Raw genomic sequence first — 21,036 nt, forward strand, 5'->3', positions numbered from 1 at the left:
GGGGCTCCGCCCCCTGCACCCCTGCTCGGGGCTCCGCCCCGAACCCCGATCGCGCCTGAACGGCGCTCGTCCTCAAACGCCGGACGGGCTGAGGTGACCTGGTGCTGCCCAGCACCGGTCCCGTTAAGGGGCGCGGGGAACTGCGCAAGGCAGGCCGGGCTGCGCATGCGGGCCGACTCCAGTCCTGCCAGGGGCGCGGGGAACGGCGCGAGACAGGCTGTGCTGCGCATGCGGGCCCGCTCCAATTCTGCCAGGGGCGCGGGGAACTGCGCGAAAAGCGAGCACGGTCCGCACAGGACCGAGGAAGCCCAAGGCCGCGGGGAACTACGCAAACCCCGGGCAACCCCCAGCACCGCCTGGGGGGCGCGGGGAACTGCGCGAGAAGCGAGCACGGTCCGCACAAGCACAAGCACATACGCATGCGCATGCACATGGCCGGGGCCCAAGGGGCGCGGGGAACGGCGCGAGAGGCCGGGCGCCCCGTACAGCCCTACCTCTTTCGCGCCAACGTAACCCCGTCAGCCACCCCCAACATCACACTCTCCATCCGCCCATCCCCCACCACATGCTCATTGAACGCCCGGATCCCCGCCGCCGACCCCGTCGCCCCGGGATCCACCACCTCGCCGTGGAACAGCACGTTGTCCGCCACGATCAGGCCCCCGGGGCGCAGCCGCGGTACCAACTCCTCCCAGTACGCGATGTAGTTGCCCTTGTCCGCGTCCAGGTAGGCCAGGTCGATGTGGGGCTCGGGGGGCATGGCGCGCAGGGTGTCGAGGGCCGGGGCGATGCGCAGGTCGATGCGGTCGGCCACGCCCGCCTTGGCCCATGCCTCCTTGCCGTACGCCGTCCACTCCTCGGAGACGTCGCAGGCGATCAGCTTGCCGTCGCTCGGCAGTGCCTGCGCCATGGCGAGGGCCGAGAAGCCGGTGAAGGTGCCCACCTCCACTATGTGACGGGCATTCACCAGGCGTACCAGGAAGGCGAGAAGGGGGCCCTGCTCCTCGGCCGACTGCATGCCCGCCTGCTCCGGCAGCCGCTCGTACGTGGTCGCCACGAGCTCCCGCTGCACCGCGTCGAGCGGCGGGTTGTGGTCCAGCAGGTAGGCGTACAGCTCAGCGGTGATCTTGGTGCTGTTTCCCTTGGTCATGCGGTGACCGTACCCGTCGGGCCCGCCTCCCGGCACACCCGTGCGGCCCCCTCTCTCAGCGTGCCGCGCGGGTCCGCCGGGCCCGCCTCCCGGCACACCCGTGCGGCCCCCTCTCTCAGCGTGCCGCGCGGGCCAGGAAGCGGCGCAGGATCTCCTCGCCCGCCAGCACCCCGCGCTCGGCCAGCGCCTCGGTGCCCGGCGCCTGCCAGCCCGCCTCGGCGAGTTCGCCGTGACCGGGGCGCCAGCCCTGGTCGGCGGCCAGCAGCAGGTCGGCGTCGAGGAGCGAGTCACCTGCGGCGAGGGTGAGTTCGGCGCCGGTGCGCCGGGCCACCTCGCGGACCGCCGCGCTCTTGGTGAGCGGCTTCGGCACCGCGTAGATCTTGCGGCCCTGCAACGACACCGTCCAGCCGCGCGGCTCGGCCCAGGCGGCCAGTTCCTTGACCCATCCGTCCGGCAGCAGCTCCCGCTCGACCACGAGGTAGGCGAACAGGTCCTCGGCGACCCGCTCCTTGCGCAGCCAGGAGGCGTCGGCGGTCGCCCGCAGATGAGCCCGTACCTCGGCGAGGGAGGCGCACTCGGCGGCGATGCGTGCGCTCACCGCGCGCGCCCAGTCCGGGTCGGACACGCCGTCCACCAGCAGGTGCCCGCCGTTGGCGCAGATCGCGAACTGCGAGGGCGGGCCCGGGAGTTGGATGCGCTGGTACTGCTTGCGGGTGCGGGTGGTAGTGGGCACGAAGACGGCCGCCGACTTGAGCTCGGTCAGCAGGTGCGCCGCGTGCTCGGTGACGTACGAGAGCGGCTTGTGCTCGTGCACTTCGACGCAGAGCAGCCGTGGCGCGCGGTGGTCGGGCATCGTGAGGGCGAGGGCGGCGGCCGAGTAGATCAGGGTGCGGTCGAGGTCGCTGGCGACCAGCGGGAGCGGCGTGCTCACTTGGCCGTCACCGCCTTGCCGTCGGCGCCGGTGGCGCCCCGGGTGTACTGGGGGTGGATGAGGCCGACGCAGCTGTAGGGCAGCCCGTCCACCTCCTCGACGGGCACCCCGCGCTGTTCCGCGAGCAGCCGCACATGGTCGAGGTCCGCCCCGGCGCCGCGCCCGGCGAGGATCTTCCACGGGACCCGGCGCAGCAGCACCCGGGTGGTCTCGCCGACGCCCGGCTTGACCAGGTTGACGTCGTGGATGCCGTACTGCTCGCTGATGCGCTCCACGGCGGCCCAGCCCTCCCAGCTCGGGGTGCGGTCGGTGTCCCACAGCGCCTTGGCCTCGCGGTCCACATCGGCCTCGGCCTCGGTGAAGCGCTCCGCGACGGCGTCGAGGAAGTCGCCGGAGACGTCGGCTCCGGCCAGCTCGCGGTAGAACTTCGCGCCGTGGAAATCGCCGGCACCGATGAGGTCCTGGCGCAGCACGGTGCGGGAAATCAGCCCGGACACGGTCGAGTTGAGGCAGGCCGACGGGATCAGGAAGTCCTCCCGGGTGCCGAAGGTGCGCACGCAGGAGCCGGGGTCGGCGAGCACCGCGATCTCCGGGTCGAAGCCCGCGAACTCGGGGAACTGCCCCAGCGCGGCGGCCAGTTCACGGGTGATCGCGCCCTTGCCCGTCCAGCCGTCGACGAACACGACGTCGGCCGGGTCGTGGTGGGCGGCGAGCCAGCGCAGCGCGTTGGGGTCGATGCCCCGGCCGCGCACGATCGACACCGCGTAGTGCGGCAGGTCGAGGCCGTGGCGGTGCCGTGCCCAGCGGCGCATCAGGACGCCGACGGGCGTGCCGGCCCGCGCCAGCGAGACCAGCACCGGGCGCGGATGGGGGTCCCCCCGGCGCTGTCGGCGTTGGGGAAGTTCGGCCAGGATCGTCTCGGTCACCACTCCGACGGCCCGCGCGATCCGGCCGGCCGACGCGTCCAGCGCGGTCCGGAACAGCTCCTGGTACTGCGGGCTCGGCTGGTACTCGACCGGCAGGGACTCCGCGTAGTGCGCGCCGCCGCTCTGGATGGCCTCCTCGCGCTCCTCCGTGGGGGCTTCCAGCTCCACCCCGGACAGGTCCTTGAGCAGCCAGCCCACCTCGTCGGGCGCGTAGGAGGAGAACGCGGGACCGCGCAGCGGCTCGGGCATGGGGGCACCTTCGGGTACGTACGAGGGCAGCACGGCGAGCACGACGTGCGGGATGTGGTCGGCGAGCCGGGCCAACAGGCCGTCGGGGGCGTGCAGTTGAGGGGTGTCGGCGACCGAGTCGACGACGGCCACGACCGCGTCGAAACCGCCGCCCGCCACGTTGTAGGCGTACCGCTCGCCGGGGCCGTCGGCCGGGTCGTCGTGCGCCGGGAAGGCGAGCCGGGTGCGGATGGCGTACCCGGGGTCGTCCACCGCGAGCACGGGTGAGCGGGTGGTGGTGGAGTAGCGCACCTCGAGGCCGGCCCCGCCCGCCTCCGACGCCCCGGACGCCACCGGCACCCCGGGCACGCCGGACTCCCCGGGCCCCCCGGCCCCGCCGAGCTCCTCCAGGGCGACGGCCAGCCGCAGCGGCGCGTACATCAGCTCCTCGAAGCCGAGGACGAGGACACGGCGCGGCCCGTCGGCGCCCCCGCCGAGGGCCGCCTCGAGACGGGCCGCCATGGCGGGCAGCGCCGCCTCGAGACGGGCCTGGTGCGCCGGGGTGAACCCGTGGCGTCCACCGTCGGGCAGGCCCGCGGGCCAGCCGAGGTCGACGCGCGAGACCCTCCCCGCGCCCGGAGCGCCGCTCTCGCTGCGCGGGGGTGTGGGGCTCAGGGGAAGAGCGCTGCTCTTGCGCAGCAGATCCCCCCGGCTCGCCCCCTCGTACTCCTCCACCAGCGCCCGCCCCTTCTCCAGGACCCCCTCGGGAAGCCGGACCGTGCCCGACGCCGACGCGATCAGGTCGACACGGGCGCCGGTCTCGGCCGCGAAGGCGGTCAGGCGGTCGCGGTCCTGCGGGGAACGCATGTCGACCAGGGCGACGATCACGTAGTGGTCGCGCGGATGACGGGCGTGCAGGTCACGGATGGTGTTGAGGACCGTGTTGCCGGTCGAGAACTCGTCGTCCACCAGGACCAACGGGCCCTGGTTCGCGAGGAGCCGGGCATCCTCGGGGAGCAGCAGATGGGAGGTGGCGTGGGAGTGGGCCTCCTCGAAACCGCCCGCCGTGGCCACTCCCGCGACCGGGCGGCGGGTGGAGTGGAGGCAGGGGGCGAGGGCCAGGCCGTCGGCGACCGAGTGGCCGAGGCCCGTCGCGGTCTCGGCGTACCCGAGCACCACGGCCCGGGCGGCGGCCTCGTCGCCGAGCAACTCCCTTACACGTACGCCCAGTTCGTACCCGGCACGCCACACCACCGAGGGCAGCTGCGGCACGTGCTTGCCGAGCACGTTGGAGACGAGCAGATGGGCCCGCTTGGGGTTGCGGCGCAGGGCCAGGCCGAGCAGGGAGCTCAGCCGCTCGTCCCCGACGAGCTCGACGCCGAGGCGCTCCGCGACCCACGTTCCCGACCACTCAACCACGTTGTTCCGTCCCTCTGTTCGCCCGCACTGATGGGTGTGCCACCCGGTTGCCGGGACCGCCGCCCACGGTTGCTCCGCGCCGTTCGCGGGCCGTCACCGATGACTCCTTCGTCCTGTTCCTCACACCGCGAGGCCCGCCGCCAGCAGGTCCACGAAACCGACGTCCTCGGCCGCGACGCCGAACACCTCGGCCCGCAGCAGGGTGCGCTCGGCCCAGGCGCGGTGCGGCTTCACCTCGTTCATCTTGTTCGTGTAGGCCGAGCGCAGCACCCCGCCGCCGCCCCGTTCGGGCCGCAGGATGTCCTGGGCGTCGCTGTACTCCTCGTGACTGACCACCGACAGGGCGTGTACGGGCATGACGTGCGAGGGGTGGATGCAGGTCTTGCCGAGCAGGCCGTTGGCGCGGTCCAGTTCGATCTCGCGCAGCAGTCCGTCCAGATCGTGCTCGATCAGCGCGGTGCGCAGCTCCTCGGCGCGGCCTTCGAGGAAGGGGCTGCGGCGCAGCTGGGGCTTGAACATCCGCTCCTGGAGCCGGAAGTACTCCCACACCGGGCCCGTGATGGTGAAGCCGCTGCCATCCGCGCGGCCGAGCACGTTCACCACGTCCGCGATGACGCCGGCCACGATCTGGACGTCGTAGGCGGTCATGTCGGGCGAGCGGCGCAGCCCGTAGGCGGCGCAGAAGTCGGTGACGCCCAGGCGCAGGGCGAGGACGCGCTCGCGGTACTTCTCCACCGTGCGCGCGATTCCGGCCAGGGTCTCGGCCCGGCTCTCCAGATGGAGCAGCTCGGGCGATTCCAGGACGGGCATGGCGAACAGACGGCGTCCGGAGGCGGACTCGGCGGCGGTGAGCGCTTCGAGGAAGGCGATGCCGCGGTCCTCGGTGAACTTCGGCAGTACGAAGCCGCACAGGAGGCGGGCCGAGGCGCCGAGGCGGTGCACCAGATCGGGTATCTGGAGCGGTTCACGGACGCGTATGAACAGCAGCGGGACCTCGTCGCCGCGGGTGTCCAGCTCGGCGAACTGGCGCACCAGGTTGGCCTCGGCGGCCACCACCTCGGCGTCGTCGATCGAGTCCTCCAGGCAGAGGACCATGGACACGACGCCGCGACGGGCCTGCTTCAGCACGTCGTCGGCGAGGGTGGGCCGCGTCGCCGGGCTGTAGAGCGTGGCGCCCAGGGCGGCCGACAGCACGCGTGCCGACGAGCTCGCGGTGAACTCGCAGGGCTCCCGGTGGAAGAGGTTCTTCCGCGCAGCCGGCGCGACGTGCCCGAAATGCCGCATACATATCCCCTGTACTGCCTGACGGCCGATATTTTGGGTGGCCGGTAATAGTACGTAGGAACACGTGTCAAGAGTTCCCCAAGTGCGTGAAATTCAGGTAACTCGTCTGCATCATTCGCCCCGTGCGGCACGGTGCGTAGCTCACGGGGCGTACCGGGCCGGGCCCCGCGTTGTCCGGGGGGCCCGCGGGAAGGCAGGATGACCGGCATGACGCACGCGATGCTGAAGGGGTCCAACGTCCCGCTGGAGGCCCCGGCCGTTCGGGCCGTGCTCCGCTGGTCGCCCGGCGCCGACGTCCCGGACGTGGACGCCTCGGCGCTGCTGCTCGCCGCCGACGGCCGGGTGCGCTCGGACGAGGACTTCGTGTTCTACAACCAACCGCGCCACCCCTCGGGCCTGGTGCGCAGGCTGCCCAAGAAGCGCGTCCCGGAGGGGCTCACCGACACCGTCGAGGTTGATCTGGCGGCGCTCGACCGGTCGGTCGACCGGGTGCTGATCACCGCCTCGTCGGACGGCGCGACCTTCCGCGCCGTCCGTGACCTGCGGATCCTGCTGTTCGACGCGGCGGGCGGCGAGCCGGTGGCGCTGTTCGACGTGAAGCCGGAGACCGGCGAGGAGACGGCGATCATCTGCGGCGAGCTGTACCGCCGCGGGGACGGCTGGAAGTTCCGCGCGGTGGGCCAGGGCTACCCGACCGGCCTGGTGGGCCTCGCGACCGAGTACGGCATCTCGGTGGACGACGGCGAGAACTCCGACGGCGCGGACAGCGCGCCGAGCGCCCCCAGTGCGCCGTCCGTGCCCCAGCCGCTGCCGCAGCACGCGGCGCAGCCCGTCTACGGCTACCCGCACCCCGCGCCCCCGTCGCAGCCGCCCGCGGTGCAGCCCACCTACGGCTATCCGCAGCCCGCGTCGCCGCAGCCCGCGTACGGCTATCCGGGGCCGGCCCCCGCCCCGGACCCGGGGTTCGTGCTGCCGCCGATGGGGCCGCAGTTCATCCGCTCCTAGCGCCCGGCGCCGACCGGCCGGCCGCGGCTCAGGCCTTGGTCTTGTAGCCGCGGCCCCATTGCAGGCCCCAGCCGTACAGCCGGTCCAGCTCGGCCTGGAAGCCGTACACGAACTTCACCTCGCGCCGCACCACCATGTCGCCCTTGACGTTCTCGATGGAGACGACCGCGCAGGAGCGGGCCTCGGGGGCGCGTTCGTCGAGCTCGATCTCGATGCGCGGGCCGTTGCTCGGGTAGAGCGTCACCTTGGCGTGGGTGCGGTCGAAGGCCGGGGTCTGGTCGTAGATGTACACGAAGACCAGCAGCCGCTTTATCTCGTCGCGGTGGTCGAGGTTGACGAAGACCGTCTCGCCCGAGGCGGAGCCGAAGCGGTCGTCGCCGCTGCACTCCACGTAGGGCGCCTTGTTGGTGGCGCCGTAGAAGTTGCCGAGCGGCTGGACGACGCCCTTGGTGCCGTCCTGGAGCTCGTAGAGGCAGCCGAGATCGAGGTCGACGTTGACCATCGACTGGGTGTGCCCCTGGACCATCTCCGGCTTGAAGAACTGCAGCGGATGGCGCAGCAGCCGCCCGCTCTGCTCGGACTTGCCCCCGAAGTCGGAGGTCCGCATCCGCCAGGACAGATTGACGCGCAGGCTGCCGGTGTTGGCGCCCTGCTTGCCCAGCGAGACCGTGTTGTGCCGTCGGGTCAGCTCGATCGTGTTGGTCGCCGCGCTGCCCGAGTCGAACTGTGAGGCCCTGCCTCGCAGCAGGCCGTCCCAGAACGCCATTGCCCCCACCCCATAGGTCCGTGAACCGTCCCCGCACACGGTGCCGGCATGACACCGCGGGGCGGCCGGCGAGGCCGGAGCCTCGTGACCGCCCCGCAGAGAGCGTTCCTCGATCGGCGGCGGATCACACGCGCCAGGGCGTGCGCTCCGGAAGCACCGGGGTCACACCCCGGAGCCGACTTCCGCCCTGTCCCCCGCGCCTTCGCCGCCTTCGGCCTCCAGACGCTTGTTACGGCGCACGGAGGACCAGAAGGACCAGGCGATGAGGACCACGCCGACGAGGCCGGTGATGACCTCGTTGATCTCGTACTGGATGGTGACGAGCAGAATCACGGCCAGCGCACCGATCGCGTAGTGCGCCCCGTGCTCCAGGTAGACGTAGTCGTCGAGGGTGCCCTGGCGGACCAGGTAGACGGTGAGCGACCGAACGTACATCGCGCCGATGCCGAGGCCCAGCGCCATGAGGACGATGTCGTTGGTGATCGCGAAGGCGCCGATCACGCCGTCGAAGGAGAACGACGCGTCCAGGACCTCCAGGTAGAGGAACATGAAGAACGCGGCCTTGCCGGCCATGGCGACGGCGGAGACCGTGCTGCCGGTGCGCTGCGCCTCCTCCTCGGCCTCGTGCTCGCGCTCCTCGTCCTCTTCGAGACGGTTCTCGAAGTAGCCCGAGAGACCGCCGACGACGAGGTACGTGATCAGACCGGCGATGCCGGAGATCAGCACCGTCTGCGCCTTGTCGACGTGGACGCCGCCGTGCTGGTGGGCGTGGGTGGCGACCGTCATGGCGGCGACGAGCAGGACGATCATGGCGATGCAGACCGACAGCATGTCGATCTTGCCGAGCTTGGCCAGCGGGCGCTCCAGCCAGGCCAGCCACTTGATGTCGCGGTCCTCGAAGATGAAGTCGAGGAAGATCATCAGCAGGAACATGCCACCGAAGGCGGCGATCGACGGGTGCGCGTCGGTCACCAGCTGCTGGTAGCGGTCGGCGTCGTTCAGCGCCAGGTCGACGGCGTCGATGGGGCCGACCTTGGCGCTGATGGCGACGATGACGACGGGGAAGAGCAGGCGCATGCCGAAGACGGCGATGAGCACGCCGATGGTGAGGAAGATCTTCTGCCAGAAGGCATTCATCTTCTTCAGGATTCCGGCGTTGACCACCGCGTTGTCGAAGGACAGCGAGATTTCGAGCACGGCCAGGATGGCGACGACCCCGAGGGCCGTCCAGCCGTCGTACAGCACGGCCAGGGCCAGGCCGATCGCGGTGATCACGAATGACCAGCCGAAGGTTTTCAGAAGCACTGACTTCCCCATCGTGTAGAGCGGGCCGACCCCGCGTAGAGCGGGTGTCCCCCCGCGCCGCGCACGGCTTTACGCTGCTGTCTCCCGGGGGTGGGCCCCCGGACCCCCGGCAGGGACCGCCCCTGACGGCACTCGACTTGAAGGCATCCGGGCGATCTCTTTAGGAGACGTTGACCCCGAAGTCTAGAGCGATGCCCCGCAGGCCGGATGCGTACCCCTGGCCAACTGCACGGAACTTCCACTCGCCGCCGTACCGGTACAGCTCGCCGAAGATCATCGCGGTCTCCGTCGAGGCGTCCTCGCTCAGGTCGTACCGGGCCAGCTCCTGGCCGTCGGCCTGGTTGACCACGCGGATGAACGCGTTGGCGACCTGGCCGAACGTCTGGCCGCGGTTGTCCGCGTCGTGGATCGAGACCGGAAAGACGATCTTGTCGCAGGCGGCGGGCACCTTCGTGAGGTCGACGATGAGCGACTCGTCGTCGCCCTCCCCCTCGCCGGTCAGGTTGTCGCCGGTGTGCTCGACCGAGCCCTCGGGGCTCGTGAGGTTGTTGTAGAAGACGAAGTACTCGTCGCCGAGCACCCGCCCGTTCGCGCACAGCAGGGCGCTGGCGTCGAGGTCGAAGTCGGCTCCGGTGGTGGAGCGCGCGTCCCAGCCGAGACCGACGAGCACCTGGGTGAGGTTCGGTGCGGCCTTGGAGAGGGAGACATTGCCCCCCTTGGCGAGCGTGACGCCCATGATCGTGTCCTCCCCGAGAAGTGGAACAGGTGGTGAGCGCGTCCGGCGCCGCACCGTGAGGGTGCGGCGCCGGACGAGTAAGCGGGTCGGCTCAGACGTTGACGCCGAAGTCCTGCGCGATACCGCGCAGGCCCGAGGCGTAACCCTGGCCGATGGCGCGGAACTTCCACTCCGCGCCATTGCGGTACAGCTCGCCGAAGACCATCGCGGTCTCCGTCGAGGCGTCCTCGCTCAGGTCGTACCGGGCGAGCTCGCTGTTGTCCGCCTGGTTGACCACGCGGATGTAGGCGTTGCGCACCTGGCCGAAGGACTGCTGGCGGCTCTCGGCCTCGTAGATCGAGACCGGGAAGACGACCTTGGCGACATCGGCCGGGACGGCGGCCAGGTTCACCTTGATGACCTCGTCGTCGCCCTCGCCCTCGCCGGTGAGGTTGTCGCCCTGGTGCTCCACGGAGCCGTCGGGGCTCTTGAGGTTGTTGAAGAACACGAAGTTCGAGTCGTTGGTGACCTTGCCCTGGTCGTTGGTCAGCAGGGCGCTCGCGTCCAGGTCGAAGTCACCCCCGGTGGTGGTGCGTGCGTCCCAGCCCAGACCGACGATGACCGCGGTCAGGTTGGGGGCGGCCTTGGTCAGCGAGACGTTGCCGCCCTTGCTGAGGCTGACTCCCACGAGTCCTCCCAATGGTGTGAGGGGCCGGCTTGGTCAGCGTCCCCGTCGTGCGTTGGCATCGGATCAACGAATGGATCCTAGTGACCGGTTCCCGGGGCAAACAGACGATTGGGCCGAACGCCCGCGCGGTGTCGGCCGGCCGCCGGGGCCGGGGTGGTGCGCCGCGCTCAGATGGTGTCGAGCGCCTTGAGGTACTCGTTCAGGTCCCGCGCGTCCGGCAGGCCGTTCACGACCGTCCAGCGGACGACGCCCTCCTTGTCGATGATGAAGGTGCCGCGGACCGCGCAGCCCTTGTCCTCGTCGAAGACGCCGTAGGCCCGGCTGACCTCGCCGTGCGGCCAGAAGTCGGAGACCAGCGGGTACTCCAGGCCCTCCTGCTCGGCGAAGACGCGCAGGGTGTGGATGGAGTCGTTGGAGACGGCGAGCAGCTGGGTGTCGTCGTTGACGAACTTCGGCAGGTTGTCGCGCAGTTCGCACAGCTCGCCCGTGCACACGCCGGTGAAGGCGAACGGGTAGAAGAGCAGCACCACGTTCTTCTCGCCGCGGAAGTCGCTCAGCCGCACGGTCCGGCCGTGGTTGTCCTTGAGCTCGAACTCCGGGGCCAGGGTGCCGACCTCGATAGCCATGGAAACGCCTTCCCTTCAATGGGCCGTATCGGTGACACCCACCCTACGCACCGCACATGCACAGGGCCCCCGCAGGCTGGTGCCTGAGGGGGCCCGGTGGGGCGTGAGGGGCGGCTCAGCGCTTGGGTGACTTCAGGCGGGTGCCCGACCAGTCCTTGCCGACGCTGACGCTCTTGGCGGCCGACAGACCTGCGGTCTGCGCGGCGTCGTTGATGTCGCTGGGCTCGACGTAGCCGTCACGGCCCGTCTTCGGCGTCAGCAGCAGCACCGCGCCACCGTCCTCAAGGAGACCGATGGCGTCCACCAGGGCGTCCGTCAGGTCGCCGTCCTCGTCGCGGAACCACAGCAGTACGACGTCGGCGACGTCGTCATAGTCCTCGTCGACGAGATCCTGGCCAATCAGGGACTCGATGCCCTCGCGGAGATCCTGGTCGACGTCTTCGTCGTAACCGATCTCCTGGACCACCTGTCCGGGCTCGAACCCCAGCCTCATGGCCGGGTTGGTCCGCTCCTCCGCGTGGTCCGCGGTCGCGCTCACGGCTTGCCTCCTGATCTTGATTCGGTAAGTTCTGCAGCCTCGCGCATACGCGTGGCATTGGGCGTAGTCCACACGGGCGGGACGAATCTCGCAAGTACCCGGCTTCCTAACCCGCCCTTTGGGGGTCAGTGTGGCCGTGTTCAGGGACATCCGCATCCCCCTCGGTGACGCATCCCACACCCTTGGTGACTGTTTGCACCACTGTGTTCCTTTGGGTACTCCAATCGGGGCCGAACACCCTTCGGGAACGGATGGCCGGGTTGAGCGTAAGGTTGCGATTTGGCCCGACCCGTCCAGGCCCTGAGCCTACTTCCTGCTCCGGTGACGGTTACCCCTGAGTTACCTCTCAGTAGAGATGACGTTTGCGCCCCAGCGGTACACGATGGGATGCGGCGCAGAATTGGCTGTCTTCCGCATCCCCCGACAGTGAAGGAACAGCGTGGCTTCCGGATCCGATCGCAACCCGATCATCATTGGCGGCCTGCCGAGCCAGGTCCCGGACTTCGATCCCGAAGAGACCCAGGAGTGGCTCGACTCCCTGGACGCCGCCGTCGACGAGCGCGGCCGGGAACGAGCCCGCTATCTGATGCTCCGGCTGATCGAGCGGGCCCGCGAGAAGCGCGTGGCCGTGCCCGAGATGCGCAGCTCGGACTACGTGAACACGATCGCCACCAAGGACGAGCCGTTCTTCCCCGGCAACGAGGAGATCGAGCGCAAGGTCCTCAACGCGACCCGCTGGAACGCGGCCGTGATGGTCTCCCGGGCCCAGCGCCCCGGCATCGGCGTGGGCGGCCACATCGCCACCTTCGCCTCCTCCGCCTCGCTGTACGACGTGGGCTTCAACCACTTCTTCCGCGGCAAGGAGGAGGACGGCGGCGACCAGATCTTCTTCCAGGGCCACGCCTCCCCCGGCATCTACGCCCGCGCCTTCCTCCTCGACCGGCTCAGCGAGCAGCAGCTCGACGCGTTCCGCCAGGAGAAGTCGAAGGCGCCGCACGGGCTCTCCTCCTACCCGCACCCCCGGCTCATGCCGGACTTCTGGGAGTTCCCGACCGTCTCGATGGGCCTCGGCCCGCTCGGTGCGATCTACCAGGCGAGGATGAACCGCTACATGGAGGCGCGCGGCATCGCCGACACCTCCAACTCGCACGTGTGGGCCTTCCTCGGCGACGGCGAGATGGACGAGCCCGAGTCGCTCGGCCAGCTGTCCATCGCGGCCCGCGAGAACCTGGACAACCTGACCTTCGTCGTCAACTGCAACCTCCAGCGCCTCGACGGCCCGGTCCGCGGCAACGGCAAGATCATCCAGGAGCTGGAGTCGCAGTTCCGCGGCGCCGGCTGGAACGTCATCAAGCTGATCTGGGACCGCAGTTGGGACCCGCTGCTCGCCCAGGACCGCGACGGCATCCTGGTCAACAGGATGAACACCACGCCGGACGGCCAGTTCCAGACGTACGCCACCGAGACCGGCGCCTACATCCGGGACCACTTCTTCGGTGACGACCAGCGGCTGCGCGCCATGGTCGAGAACATGACCGACCAGCAGATCCTGCACCTCGGGCGCGGCGGCCACGACCACAAGAAGATCTTCGCGGCGTTCTCGGCGGCCAAGGCGCACAAGGGCCAGCCGACCGTGATCCTGGCGCACACCGTCAAGGGCTGGACGCTGGGCCCGAACTTCGAGGGCCGCAACGCGACCCACCAGATGAAGAAGCTGACGGTCGACGACCTCAAGGGCTTCCGGGACCGGCTGCACATCCCGATCACGGACCGCGAGCTGGAGTCCGGCGCGCCGCCGTACTACCACCCCGGCCGCAAGTCCGAGGAGATCCAGTACATGCACGACCGCCGGCTCGGGCTCGGCGGCTACGTGCCGACCCGCGTCGTGCGGTCCAAGCCGCTCGCGCTGCCCGAGGACAAGACGTACGCCGTCGCCAAGAAGGGCTCGGGCCAGCAGTCGATCGCCACCACGATGGCGTTCGTCCGCATCCTGAAGGACCTGATGCGGGACAAGGAGATCGGCAAGCGGTTCGTGCTGATCGCGCCGGACGAGTACCGCACCTTCGGCATGGACGCGTTCTTCCCGAGCGCCAAGATCTACAACCCGCTGGGCCAGCAATACGAGGCCGTCGACCGCGAACTGCTGCTCGCCTACAAGGAGTCGCCGACCGGGCAGATGCTGCACGACGGCATCTCCGAGGCCGGCTGCACGGCTTCGCTGATCGCCGCCGGCTCGGCGTACGCCACGCACGGCGAGCCGCTCATCCCGGTGTACGTCTTCTACTCGATGTTCGGATTCCAGCGCACCGGCGACCAGTTCTGGCAGATGGCCGACCAGCTGGCGCGCGGATTCGTGCTCGGCGCGACCGCCGGACGCACGACGCTGACCGGTGAGGGTCTGCAACACGCGGACGGGCACTCGCAGTTGCTCGCCTCGACCAACCCGGCCTGTGTCGCCTACGACCCCGCCTTCGGCTACGAGATCGCGCACATCGTCCAGGACGGTCTGCGCCGGATGTACGGCCCGCAGAGCGAGGACGTCTTCTACTACCTCACCGTCTACAACGAGCCGATCCAGCACCCGGCCGAGCCGGCGGACGTCGATGTGGACGGCATCCTCAAGGGCATCCACCGCTACGCCCCGGGCACCGCGGGCTCCGTCCCGGCGCAGATCATGGCGTCCGGCGTGGCCGTGCCGTGGGCCGTCGAGGCGCAGCGGATCCTCGCCGAGGAGTGGGACGTACGGGCCGACGTCTGGTCCGCCACCTCCTGGAACGAGCTGCGGCGCGAGGCCGTCGAGGTGGAGGAGCACAACCTCCTGCACCCCGAGGAGGAGCAGCGCGTCCCCTATGTCACCCGGAAGCTCCAGGGTGCCCAGGGGCCGTTCGTGGCCGTCTCCGACTGGATGCGGGCCGTTCCCGACCAGATCGCGCGCTGGGTGCCGGGCACCTACCAGTCGCTCGGCGCGGACGGGTTCGGCTTCGCGGACACGCGGGGTGCGGCGCGGCGCTTCTTCCACATCGACGCGCAGTCGATCGTGCTGGCCGTCCTCACGGAGCTGGCGCGGGAAGGGAAGGTCGACCGGTCCGCGCTCAAGCAGGCGGTCGATCGGTACCAGCTGCTGGATGTCGCTTCGGCGGATCCGGGGGCTGCCGGCGGGGACGCCTAGGGATTGGGTGCGGGGTGCGGTGGGTGCTGCGGGGTTTCTCCCCCGGCCCCGCCGCTGCCGCAGGCTCGATCGCCCGTGCCGGTCGTGGTCGCTTTTCGCGCCGTTCCCCGCGCCCCTGTAGGTGGGGCGGGGTCGCGGTGGTGAGGGCTGCTCGGCCGCGGCTCCATTGCTGCCGCGGGCTCGGATCGGTCGCGCCGGTCGTGGTCGCTTCTCGCGCCGTTCCTCGCGCCCCTGTAGGTGGGGCGGGGTCGCGGTGGTAAGGGCTGCTCGGCCTCGGCCCCGCCGCTGCCGCAGGCTCGATCGGACGTGCCGGTCGTGGGCGCTTCTCGCGCCGTTCCTCGCGCCCCTGTAGGTGGGGCGGGGTCGCGGTGGTGAGGGCTGCTCAGCCTCGGCTCCATTGCTGCCGCGGGCTCGGATCGGACGTGCCGGTCGTGGTCGGTTCTCGCGCCGTTCCCCGCGCCCCTGTAGGTGGGCCCGAGCGGCTTGGTCGGAGGCTGCCCGGCTTTCGCGCGCAGAGGGGGAGGGTGATGGTCCCCCAGGGGGGACCATCACCCTTCCTCTTACGGCACGGTCAGACGATGCCGTTGCCCAGGGACGCCGTCGCTATCAGGGCGATGAGGGACAGCAGCGTGTCGATGGCTCCGAGGATCACGGCCACCAGGGCGGGCACCGAGCCGGAGTTCCAGCGGCGCCCCATGGCCTGCCAGCCGCAGACGATCGCGACGGGTCCGAGCACGATCCCGAGGACGAAGAATCCCGCGATCGCGCAGACCAGTCCGATGATGCCGAGCGTTGCGCGGTCCGGCCCGGTCCGGGGCCACATGCGGTTCCGTGACCGGGGGGTCCTGCGCGTACGCGTGCTGTGTCCGAAGCCCGCCATCATCACTCCCTGAGGTTGGTCGGCTCGGCCTCCTTTGGTTCGGGTACCACGTCTCAGCGCTCCCACACCTTGAACGCCCGCATTCGGTACGGGACTTGGGGCGCCCAGGTGCCCTTGCCCGGGTAGGTGTCGAACTCCGCGGTCTCCTCGCACTCGGCCGACTGGTACGCGGTGACGGGCCGCCCCGTGCGGTTGGCCAGGGACTGGACGTCGGTGCCCGGCGGCAGCGGGGTGCAGCTCTCGATCTCGATGCGCGTCAGGTCGTACACCTGGCGCGCCCCCTTGAAGGCGGGCCCGGTCCACAGACAGAGCTCGCCGGCCGCGCAGTCGCCCAGGCGCGGGGCCGCGGCGGCCTGCGGGGCGGCGGGCAGCAGGAGGGCGGTCGCGGCGAGGAGGGCCGCCGCCGTGGTCATGGGCGTGGTCATGGTCGTGCGCATGTATGTCAACCCCCGTGTCGATTCGATCAGTTGGACTCGGAGAACGGTCGGCACCCGGGGGCGGTTCCGGTCTGCGCGGAGCGGCGCGCACAACCATCCGAATAGGTGAAAGCCCCGCCGGGTCGCGCCCGGCGGGGCTTTCGTACAACGGAGTTGACGGGGTGGGGCGGGATCAGATGTGGCCCACGCCGGCGCCCGCCTCCGCGTTCACCCCGCGCTTGGTGAACATCGCGACCGCGGCGGCGAGCACCGCGACGATCCCGGCGACGGTGAACGCGGCGCTCATGCCCGACACGAACGTGTCGTGCGCGACGCCCGCGATCTTGGCCGCGACCTGCGGCGGGGTGCCCGGCTGGACCGGGCCCATGCCGACCTCGACCGCCTTGGAGAGCCCCGCGGACTGCTCGGGGCTCAGCGGCGGCAGCTGGGCGGCGGCCCAGTTGTCCGGGAGCTTGGAGGTGACCTGCGAGGACATCACGGCGCCGAGGACCGCGGTGCCGAGCGAGCCGCCGACCTGCATGCCGGCCTGCTGGAGGCCGCCGGCGACACCGGACAGCTCCAGCGGCGCGTTGCCGACGATGACCTCGGTGGCGCCGACCATGACGGGGGCCAGGCCCATGCCGAGCAGCGCGAACCAGATCGACATGGTGACGGTGCCGGTGTCGATGGTCAGGCGGGACATGCCGAACATGGCGACCGCGGTGCAGACCATGCCGCCGACCAGCGGGACGCGCGGGCCGAACTTGGTGATCAGGAGACCGGCGACGGGCGAGGCGACGATCATCATGCCGGTGAGCGGCAGCAGGTGGAGCCCGCTGTCGACGGCCGACATGCCGTGCACGTTCTGCAGGTAGAAGGTGACGAAGAAGAGGCCGCCCATGAAGGCGAACGCCATCAGGATCATCAGGATCGTGCCCGCCGACAGCGGCACGGAGCGGAACAGGCCGAGCGGGATCAGCGGCTCCCTGACCTTCGTCTCCCACAGGGCGAAGAGGACGAAGCTGAGCACCGCGACCGCGATGAAGAGGAGGGTCTTCCCACTGCCCCAGCCGTACTCCGAGCCCTTGATGAGCGCCCAGATCATGCAGAACATCGCCACCGACAGCAGCCCGATACCGAGGATGTCGAAGGAGCGCGGGGCGTTCTCGGCCCGGTGGTCGAGCAGGATCAGCAGACCGAGGACCAGCGCGATCAGGCCCACCGGCACATTGATGAAGAAGACCGACTGCCAGCTGACGTGCTCGACGAGCACACCGCCGAGGATCGGGCCGCCGGCGGTGGAGGCGCCGATGACCATGCCCCAGATGCCGATCGCCATGTTCAGCTTCTCGGCCGGGAAGGTGGCGCGCAGCAGTCCGAGCGCGGCCGGCATCAGGAGCGCTCCGAACAGGCCCTGGAGCACCCGGAAGGCGATGACGAAGGTGACGCTGTGGGAGAGGCCGATGGCCCCGGAGGCGGCGCCGAAGCCGACGACGCCGATGAGGAAGGTCTGGCGGTGGCCGAACCGGTCACCGAGCTTGCCCGCGGTGATCAGCGAGACGGCCAGGGCCAGCATGTAGCCGTTGGTGATCCACTGGACGTCCTGGAGGGAGGCTCCGAGGTCCTTCTGGATGGCGGGGTTCGCGATCGCCACGATGGTGCCGTCGAGCGCGACCATCATCACGCCGATGGCCACGGCGAAGAGCGTCAGCCAGGGGTGGCCCCGCAGCCCCTTGGCCGGCCCCGGTATCTCGTCCTGTGGCGCCTTTTCGACGGTGGTCTGACTAGTCATGCGATCGAGGCTAGTGTCAGCCGCTGACAGTTGACAAACCATTTCACAAGTCGGTAACTGTCACGTCGCTCACAGCTAGACTGAACACGCCAAACTGACCGAAAGAGGACTTCGAAGTGACGGTGGAGCAGCAGCCGATGGCGCCCGCGGGCGGCCTGCGCGAGCTGAAGAAGCAGCGCACCCGCGACGCCCTGCTGCGGGCGGCCCTCGAACTGTTCACCACCCGGGGGTACGAGCGGACGACCGTCGACGAGATCGCGGACGCCGTGGACGTGTCGCAGCGCACCTTCTTCCGCTACTTCGCCAACAAGGAGGCCGTGGTCTTCGCGGCGCAGGACACGATCGAGTCGCACTTCGTCGACGCGCTGCGCCAACGGCCTTCCGCGGAGGGCCCGTTCACGGCCATGCGCCGGGCCGCGCTCTCGGCCTGGGACACCATCGAGGAACTGCTGTCCCCCGTCGTGCCGGTCACCCTCTACATGCGGACGTACCAGGTGATCGAATCGACGCCGGCACTGCTCGCGGTCCACCTGCGGCGCTCGGCGGAGCTGGAGGAGCAGGTGGCGCGGCTGATCGCGGAACGCGAGGGCCTCGACATCGACGCGGATCCGAGGCCCCGGGTGGCGGTGGCCGCCTTCACCGGGGTGATGCGCGTGGCGGGCGGCCTGTGGGGTCAGGGCGGGGACCCGAGCGTGCTCGCGATCCGCGAGCTGACCGCCGCCTACCTGGACCATCTGGGCCCGGCGCTGGCCGACGACTGGCGCACGTGAGCGGCATCACCCGACGGGCTGCGGAGTGGCTCGAAACAGCCCTCCCGGGGAACGGAGCGTGCGCCCGCGCGCGCTCAAGGTGAGGCCGCTCCCCGTTCAAACGTGATCTGAGTCACTGTCAGCCCAGTGGACCTTCAGGGTCTCCTACTGTGTTCAGCAGTGACTTCCTTCGACTCCTCCCCCACATTGAACGCCTGGCGCGCGCTGCTCGCGCTCGCCGTCGTGTTCGTCATGCTCGCGACCTCCGGCTGGACGGCGATCCGCGGCCACTCCGGCGACTCCGAGCCCCGCACCAAGGCCCTCGCCGCCTGGGCGCGCGACACCATAGAAGGCCACAAGCTGCCCGGGGCGGACGCCTCCGCCCCGGCGCTGGCCCACTTCTTCGGCTCGATCGACGCCGCCGAACGCGACCGCCTCGCCGACCGCTACCCGCTGGTCGTGGGCAACCTCAACGGCGCCCCCGTACCGCTGCGCTACCGGGCCAACCGGCTCGCGCTGGCCGAGGCGCGCGCGGTCGAGGAGAAACGCATGGTCGACCCGCGCCTCTCGGCCGACGGCCGCCAGGACGCGGGGCGCCGGATGCACCGGTTCGACTCGCTGCTCGACGACGACCGCCAGATCCTCGCCTTCGACCCCTCCGACACCGGCCGGGTCGCGGAGGTCTTCGGCGACCTGGACCGCGCCCAGCGGGTCTCGGTGATCGTCCCCGGTGTCGACACCAATGTGCTGACCTTCGAGAAGTCCAGCCGTCGCAACACCGCCCCGGTCGGCATGGCCGAGTCCCTGTACGCGGCCGAGCACGCCGCGTCCCCGGACACCAGGACCGCCGTGATCGCCTGGGCCGACTACACCGCGCCGGCCGGTCTCGGCATGGACGCGGCGATCGGACGGCTGGCCGAGGAAGGCGCGGTGCGGCTCTCCGCGCTGGTGCGCGCGCTGCCCGGGAACTCCTCGGTCGAGCTGTTCTGCCACAGCTACGGCTCCGTGGTGTGCGGGGTCTCGACGCGCGAACTGCCGTCCCGCGTGAGCGACATCGCGGTGGCCGGCAGCCCCGGCATGCGGGTGCGCGACGCCGCGCAGCTGAACACCGGGGCCCGGGTCTGGGCCATGCGCGACAAGGACGACTGGATCCAGGACGTGCCGTATCTGGACGTCGCGGGCCTCGGCCACGGCGCCGACCCGGTGTCGCCGGCGTTCGGCGCCCGGGTCCTGTCGGCCACCGGAGCCATCGGGCACACCGGGTATTTCGAACCCGGCACCCAGAGCCTGGCCAACTTCGCCGCCATCGGAGTTGGCGCGTATCAGACGGTCGGCTGCGCCGCGTCCGACACCGACTGCGGCAGCGATATTTTCGACCGGTCGGCGGCTTGACGGACGCACTTGCGGGCGGACACGGGTAGACGCCGTGGGTTCGCCCGGAGTCGCGCGCGACAACGGGGTTTTCTCCGAAGGGGGACGCGCGGGCGTGCGCCGCCTACGATGAGGCGCATGGGTGATGTGCTGGCCGGAATTCATGCCACCTGGGAGTTCGAGTCCGACTCCGTGCTCATCCGCTTCGAACGGGGGATCCGTGCGCCGAAGCTGTTCCAGGCGCTGCGCGAACGGCGCATCCCCTACGAGGCGTTGGAGTCGGTGTCGCTGTCCCAGGGCAAACGCGGCACGGTCGTGCTGCACGCGGTGCCGAGACCGGGCGCCGACCCGCTGATGGACGCCGCGGCGGGCCAGTTGAAGGAGGCCTGCGACCCCTATCGCCTGGTTGTGCCCGCCGAACGCGAGACGCTCGCCGAGTACTACGCGGACGAACTGCGCGGCTCGCTGGCGCCGGACGCGGCGAAGCCCGCCGAGCGCCATCTGGTGGCGGCGCCCGAGACCCCGCTGCACTTCAAGGCGTACGACGGCAGGGCCGCGTTCGACGGGCGTCAGGTCACGTTCCGCTGGTTCTGGACGGGCGCCTCGTCGGAAAAGTGGAAGGCGGGCGACCAGAACTTCCCCGTCGCCGCGCTCAGCGGCGTCGAGTGGCGCTCCCCCGAGGTCTTCGACGGGCATCTGCGCCTGCTGCGCCGCGCGTCCGACTGCGGCGGTGACCCGGGCGGCGCCCCCGCACAGGCCGACCGCGACCCGGCGTCCGTGGTCTTCGGCCTCGGCTACGGCCCGGTGCACGAGTCGCTGCCGTTCGCGGCGGCGGTCCTCGCGGCGGTACGCGGCGGGGGCGGGCCCGCGATCCCGCACCAGACGGTGCCGGCCGCGGCGGGCCGGCGCGACCCCGCCGACATCGCGGAAAGGATCCGCCACCTCGGTGACCTGCACCGGGCGGGCCTGGTGACGGACGACGAGTTCAGCGCGAAGAAGGCGGAGCTGCTGGCGGAGCTGTGACACCTGGGGGCCGTGATACCTGGGTCCGGGGTGCGGGTGGCACCCCGGTATGACG

18 protein-coding genes are annotated in these 21,036 nt (G+C 70.6%); 5 read left to right on the forward strand and 13 right to left on the reverse strand.

The window, feature by feature from the left end; all coding sequences use genetic code 11:
* Positions 1-490 precede the first annotated feature (490 nt).
* From ACGF3I_RS24605 to ACGF3I_RS24620, 4 genes are all read right to left on the reverse strand, one after another.
* Complete coding sequence (locus tag ACGF3I_RS24605; RefSeq protein WP_393135462.1) at positions 491-1,150, reverse strand: O-methyltransferase; 660 nt, start codon at positions 1,148-1,150, stop codon at positions 491-493.
* Between the two features lie 115 nt (positions 1,151-1,265).
* The gene (locus ACGF3I_RS24610) at positions 1,266-2,081 is read right to left on the reverse strand and encodes an HAD family hydrolase (RefSeq protein WP_393135464.1); all 816 of its coding nucleotides are present in this window, start codon (positions 2,079-2,081) and stop codon (positions 1,266-1,268) included.
* Positions 2,078-4,654, reverse strand: a complete 2,577-nt coding sequence (locus ACGF3I_RS24615) for a phosphoribosyltransferase (protein ID WP_393135466.1) — start codon at positions 4,652-4,654, stop codon at positions 2,078-2,080. Before ACGF3I_RS24615 ends, ACGF3I_RS24610 begins: the two co-directional genes overlap by 4 nt.
* 120 nt (positions 4,655-4,774) lie before the next feature.
* Complete coding sequence (locus tag ACGF3I_RS24620; protein WP_393135468.1) at positions 4,775-5,938, reverse strand: HpcH/HpaI aldolase/citrate lyase family protein; 1,164 nt, start codon at positions 5,936-5,938, stop codon at positions 4,775-4,777.
* Between the two features lie 207 nt (positions 5,939-6,145).
* Between ACGF3I_RS24620 and ACGF3I_RS24625 the strand changes: the two genes are divergently transcribed.
* Entirely contained in the window at positions 6,146-6,943 is a 798-nt protein-coding gene (locus tag ACGF3I_RS24625) for a TerD family protein (RefSeq protein ID WP_393135470.1), read from the forward strand.
* A gap of 28 nt (positions 6,944-6,971) precedes the next feature.
* Here the strand turns inward: ACGF3I_RS24625 and ACGF3I_RS24630 are convergent, their stop codons facing one another.
* The 6 genes from ACGF3I_RS24630 to ACGF3I_RS24655 all read right to left on the reverse strand — a co-directional run bounded on the left by ACGF3I_RS24630 (position 6,972) and on the right by ACGF3I_RS24655 (position 11,581).
* The gene (locus ACGF3I_RS24630; RefSeq protein WP_393135472.1) at positions 6,972-7,709 is read right to left on the reverse strand and encodes a Tellurium resistance; all 738 of its coding nucleotides are present in this window, start codon (positions 7,707-7,709) and stop codon (positions 6,972-6,974) included.
* 162 nt (positions 7,710-7,871) lie between these two features.
* Complete coding sequence (locus tag ACGF3I_RS24635) at positions 7,872-9,014, reverse strand: DUF475 domain-containing protein (protein ID WP_393135474.1); 1,143 nt, start codon at positions 9,012-9,014, stop codon at positions 7,872-7,874.
* A 160-nt stretch (positions 9,015-9,174) separates the two neighbouring features.
* Positions 9,175-9,750 (reverse strand): TerD family protein, encoded by a 576-nt coding sequence (locus ACGF3I_RS24640; RefSeq protein WP_393135476.1) that lies wholly within the window; start codon positions 9,748-9,750, stop codon positions 9,175-9,177.
* 91 nt (positions 9,751-9,841) lie between these two features.
* Positions 9,842-10,417, reverse strand: a complete 576-nt coding sequence (locus ACGF3I_RS24645; protein ID WP_345260924.1) for a TerD family protein — start codon at positions 10,415-10,417, stop codon at positions 9,842-9,844.
* A 167-nt stretch (positions 10,418-10,584) separates the two neighbouring features.
* Positions 10,585-11,043 carry a peroxiredoxin gene (locus ACGF3I_RS24650; RefSeq protein WP_393135478.1) on the reverse strand — a complete coding sequence of 153 codons (459 nt, stop codon included), beginning with the start codon at positions 11,041-11,043 and terminating at the stop codon, positions 10,585-10,587.
* A 115-nt stretch (positions 11,044-11,158) separates the two neighbouring features.
* Entirely contained in the window at positions 11,159-11,581 is a 423-nt protein-coding gene (locus ACGF3I_RS24655) for a DUF3052 domain-containing protein (RefSeq protein ID WP_393135480.1), read from the reverse strand.
* A 439-nt stretch (positions 11,582-12,020) separates the two neighbouring features.
* Between ACGF3I_RS24655 and aceE the strand changes: the two genes are divergently transcribed.
* On the forward strand, positions 12,021-14,750 hold the full coding sequence (gene aceE / locus ACGF3I_RS24660; protein ID WP_393135482.1) for a pyruvate dehydrogenase (acetyl-transferring), homodimeric type: 2,730 nt from the start codon (positions 12,021-12,023) through the stop codon (positions 14,748-14,750).
* Between the two features lie 571 nt (positions 14,751-15,321).
* Here aceE and ACGF3I_RS24665 read toward each other — a convergent pair.
* From ACGF3I_RS24665 to ACGF3I_RS24675, 3 genes are all read right to left on the reverse strand, one after another.
* A complete protein-coding gene (locus ACGF3I_RS24665; RefSeq protein ID WP_393135484.1) occupies positions 15,322-15,630 on the reverse strand; it encodes a small hydrophobic protein in 309 nt (102 codons plus the stop codon).
* 53 nt (positions 15,631-15,683) lie between these two features.
* Positions 15,684-16,067: a peptidase inhibitor family I36 protein gene (locus tag ACGF3I_RS24670; RefSeq protein WP_393135485.1), complete on the reverse strand. Its 384-nt coding sequence runs from the start codon at positions 16,065-16,067 to the stop codon at positions 15,684-15,686.
* Positions 16,068-16,239: 172 nt separating this feature from the next.
* A complete protein-coding gene (locus tag ACGF3I_RS24675; RefSeq protein WP_393135487.1) occupies positions 16,240-17,838 on the reverse strand; it encodes an MFS transporter in 1,599 nt (532 codons plus the stop codon).
* 137 nt (positions 17,839-17,975) lie between these two features.
* On the opposite strand from ACGF3I_RS24675, the gene ACGF3I_RS24680 reads away from it, so the two are divergent.
* The 3 genes from ACGF3I_RS24680 to ACGF3I_RS24690 all read left to right on the forward strand — a co-directional run bounded on the left by ACGF3I_RS24680 (position 17,976) and on the right by ACGF3I_RS24690 (position 20,981).
* Positions 17,976-18,608 (forward strand): TetR/AcrR family transcriptional regulator, encoded by a 633-nt coding sequence (locus tag ACGF3I_RS24680; RefSeq protein WP_393135660.1) that lies wholly within the window; start codon positions 17,976-17,978, stop codon positions 18,606-18,608.
* A gap of 159 nt (positions 18,609-18,767) precedes the next feature.
* Positions 18,768-19,979, forward strand: coding sequence for an alpha/beta hydrolase (locus ACGF3I_RS24685; protein ID WP_393135489.1), 1,212 nt, complete (start codon positions 18,768-18,770; stop codon positions 19,977-19,979).
* Between the two features lie 117 nt (positions 19,980-20,096).
* Entirely contained in the window at positions 20,097-20,981 is an 885-nt protein-coding gene (locus ACGF3I_RS24690) for a DUF4429 domain-containing protein (protein WP_393135491.1), read from the forward strand.
* Positions 20,982-21,036 lie beyond the last annotated feature (55 nt).

This window comes from Streptomyces sp. NPDC048111 (genome assembly GCF_043202815.1).
In the GTDB taxonomy this organism is placed as follows: Bacteria; Actinomycetota; Actinomycetes; order Streptomycetales; family Streptomycetaceae; genus Streptomyces.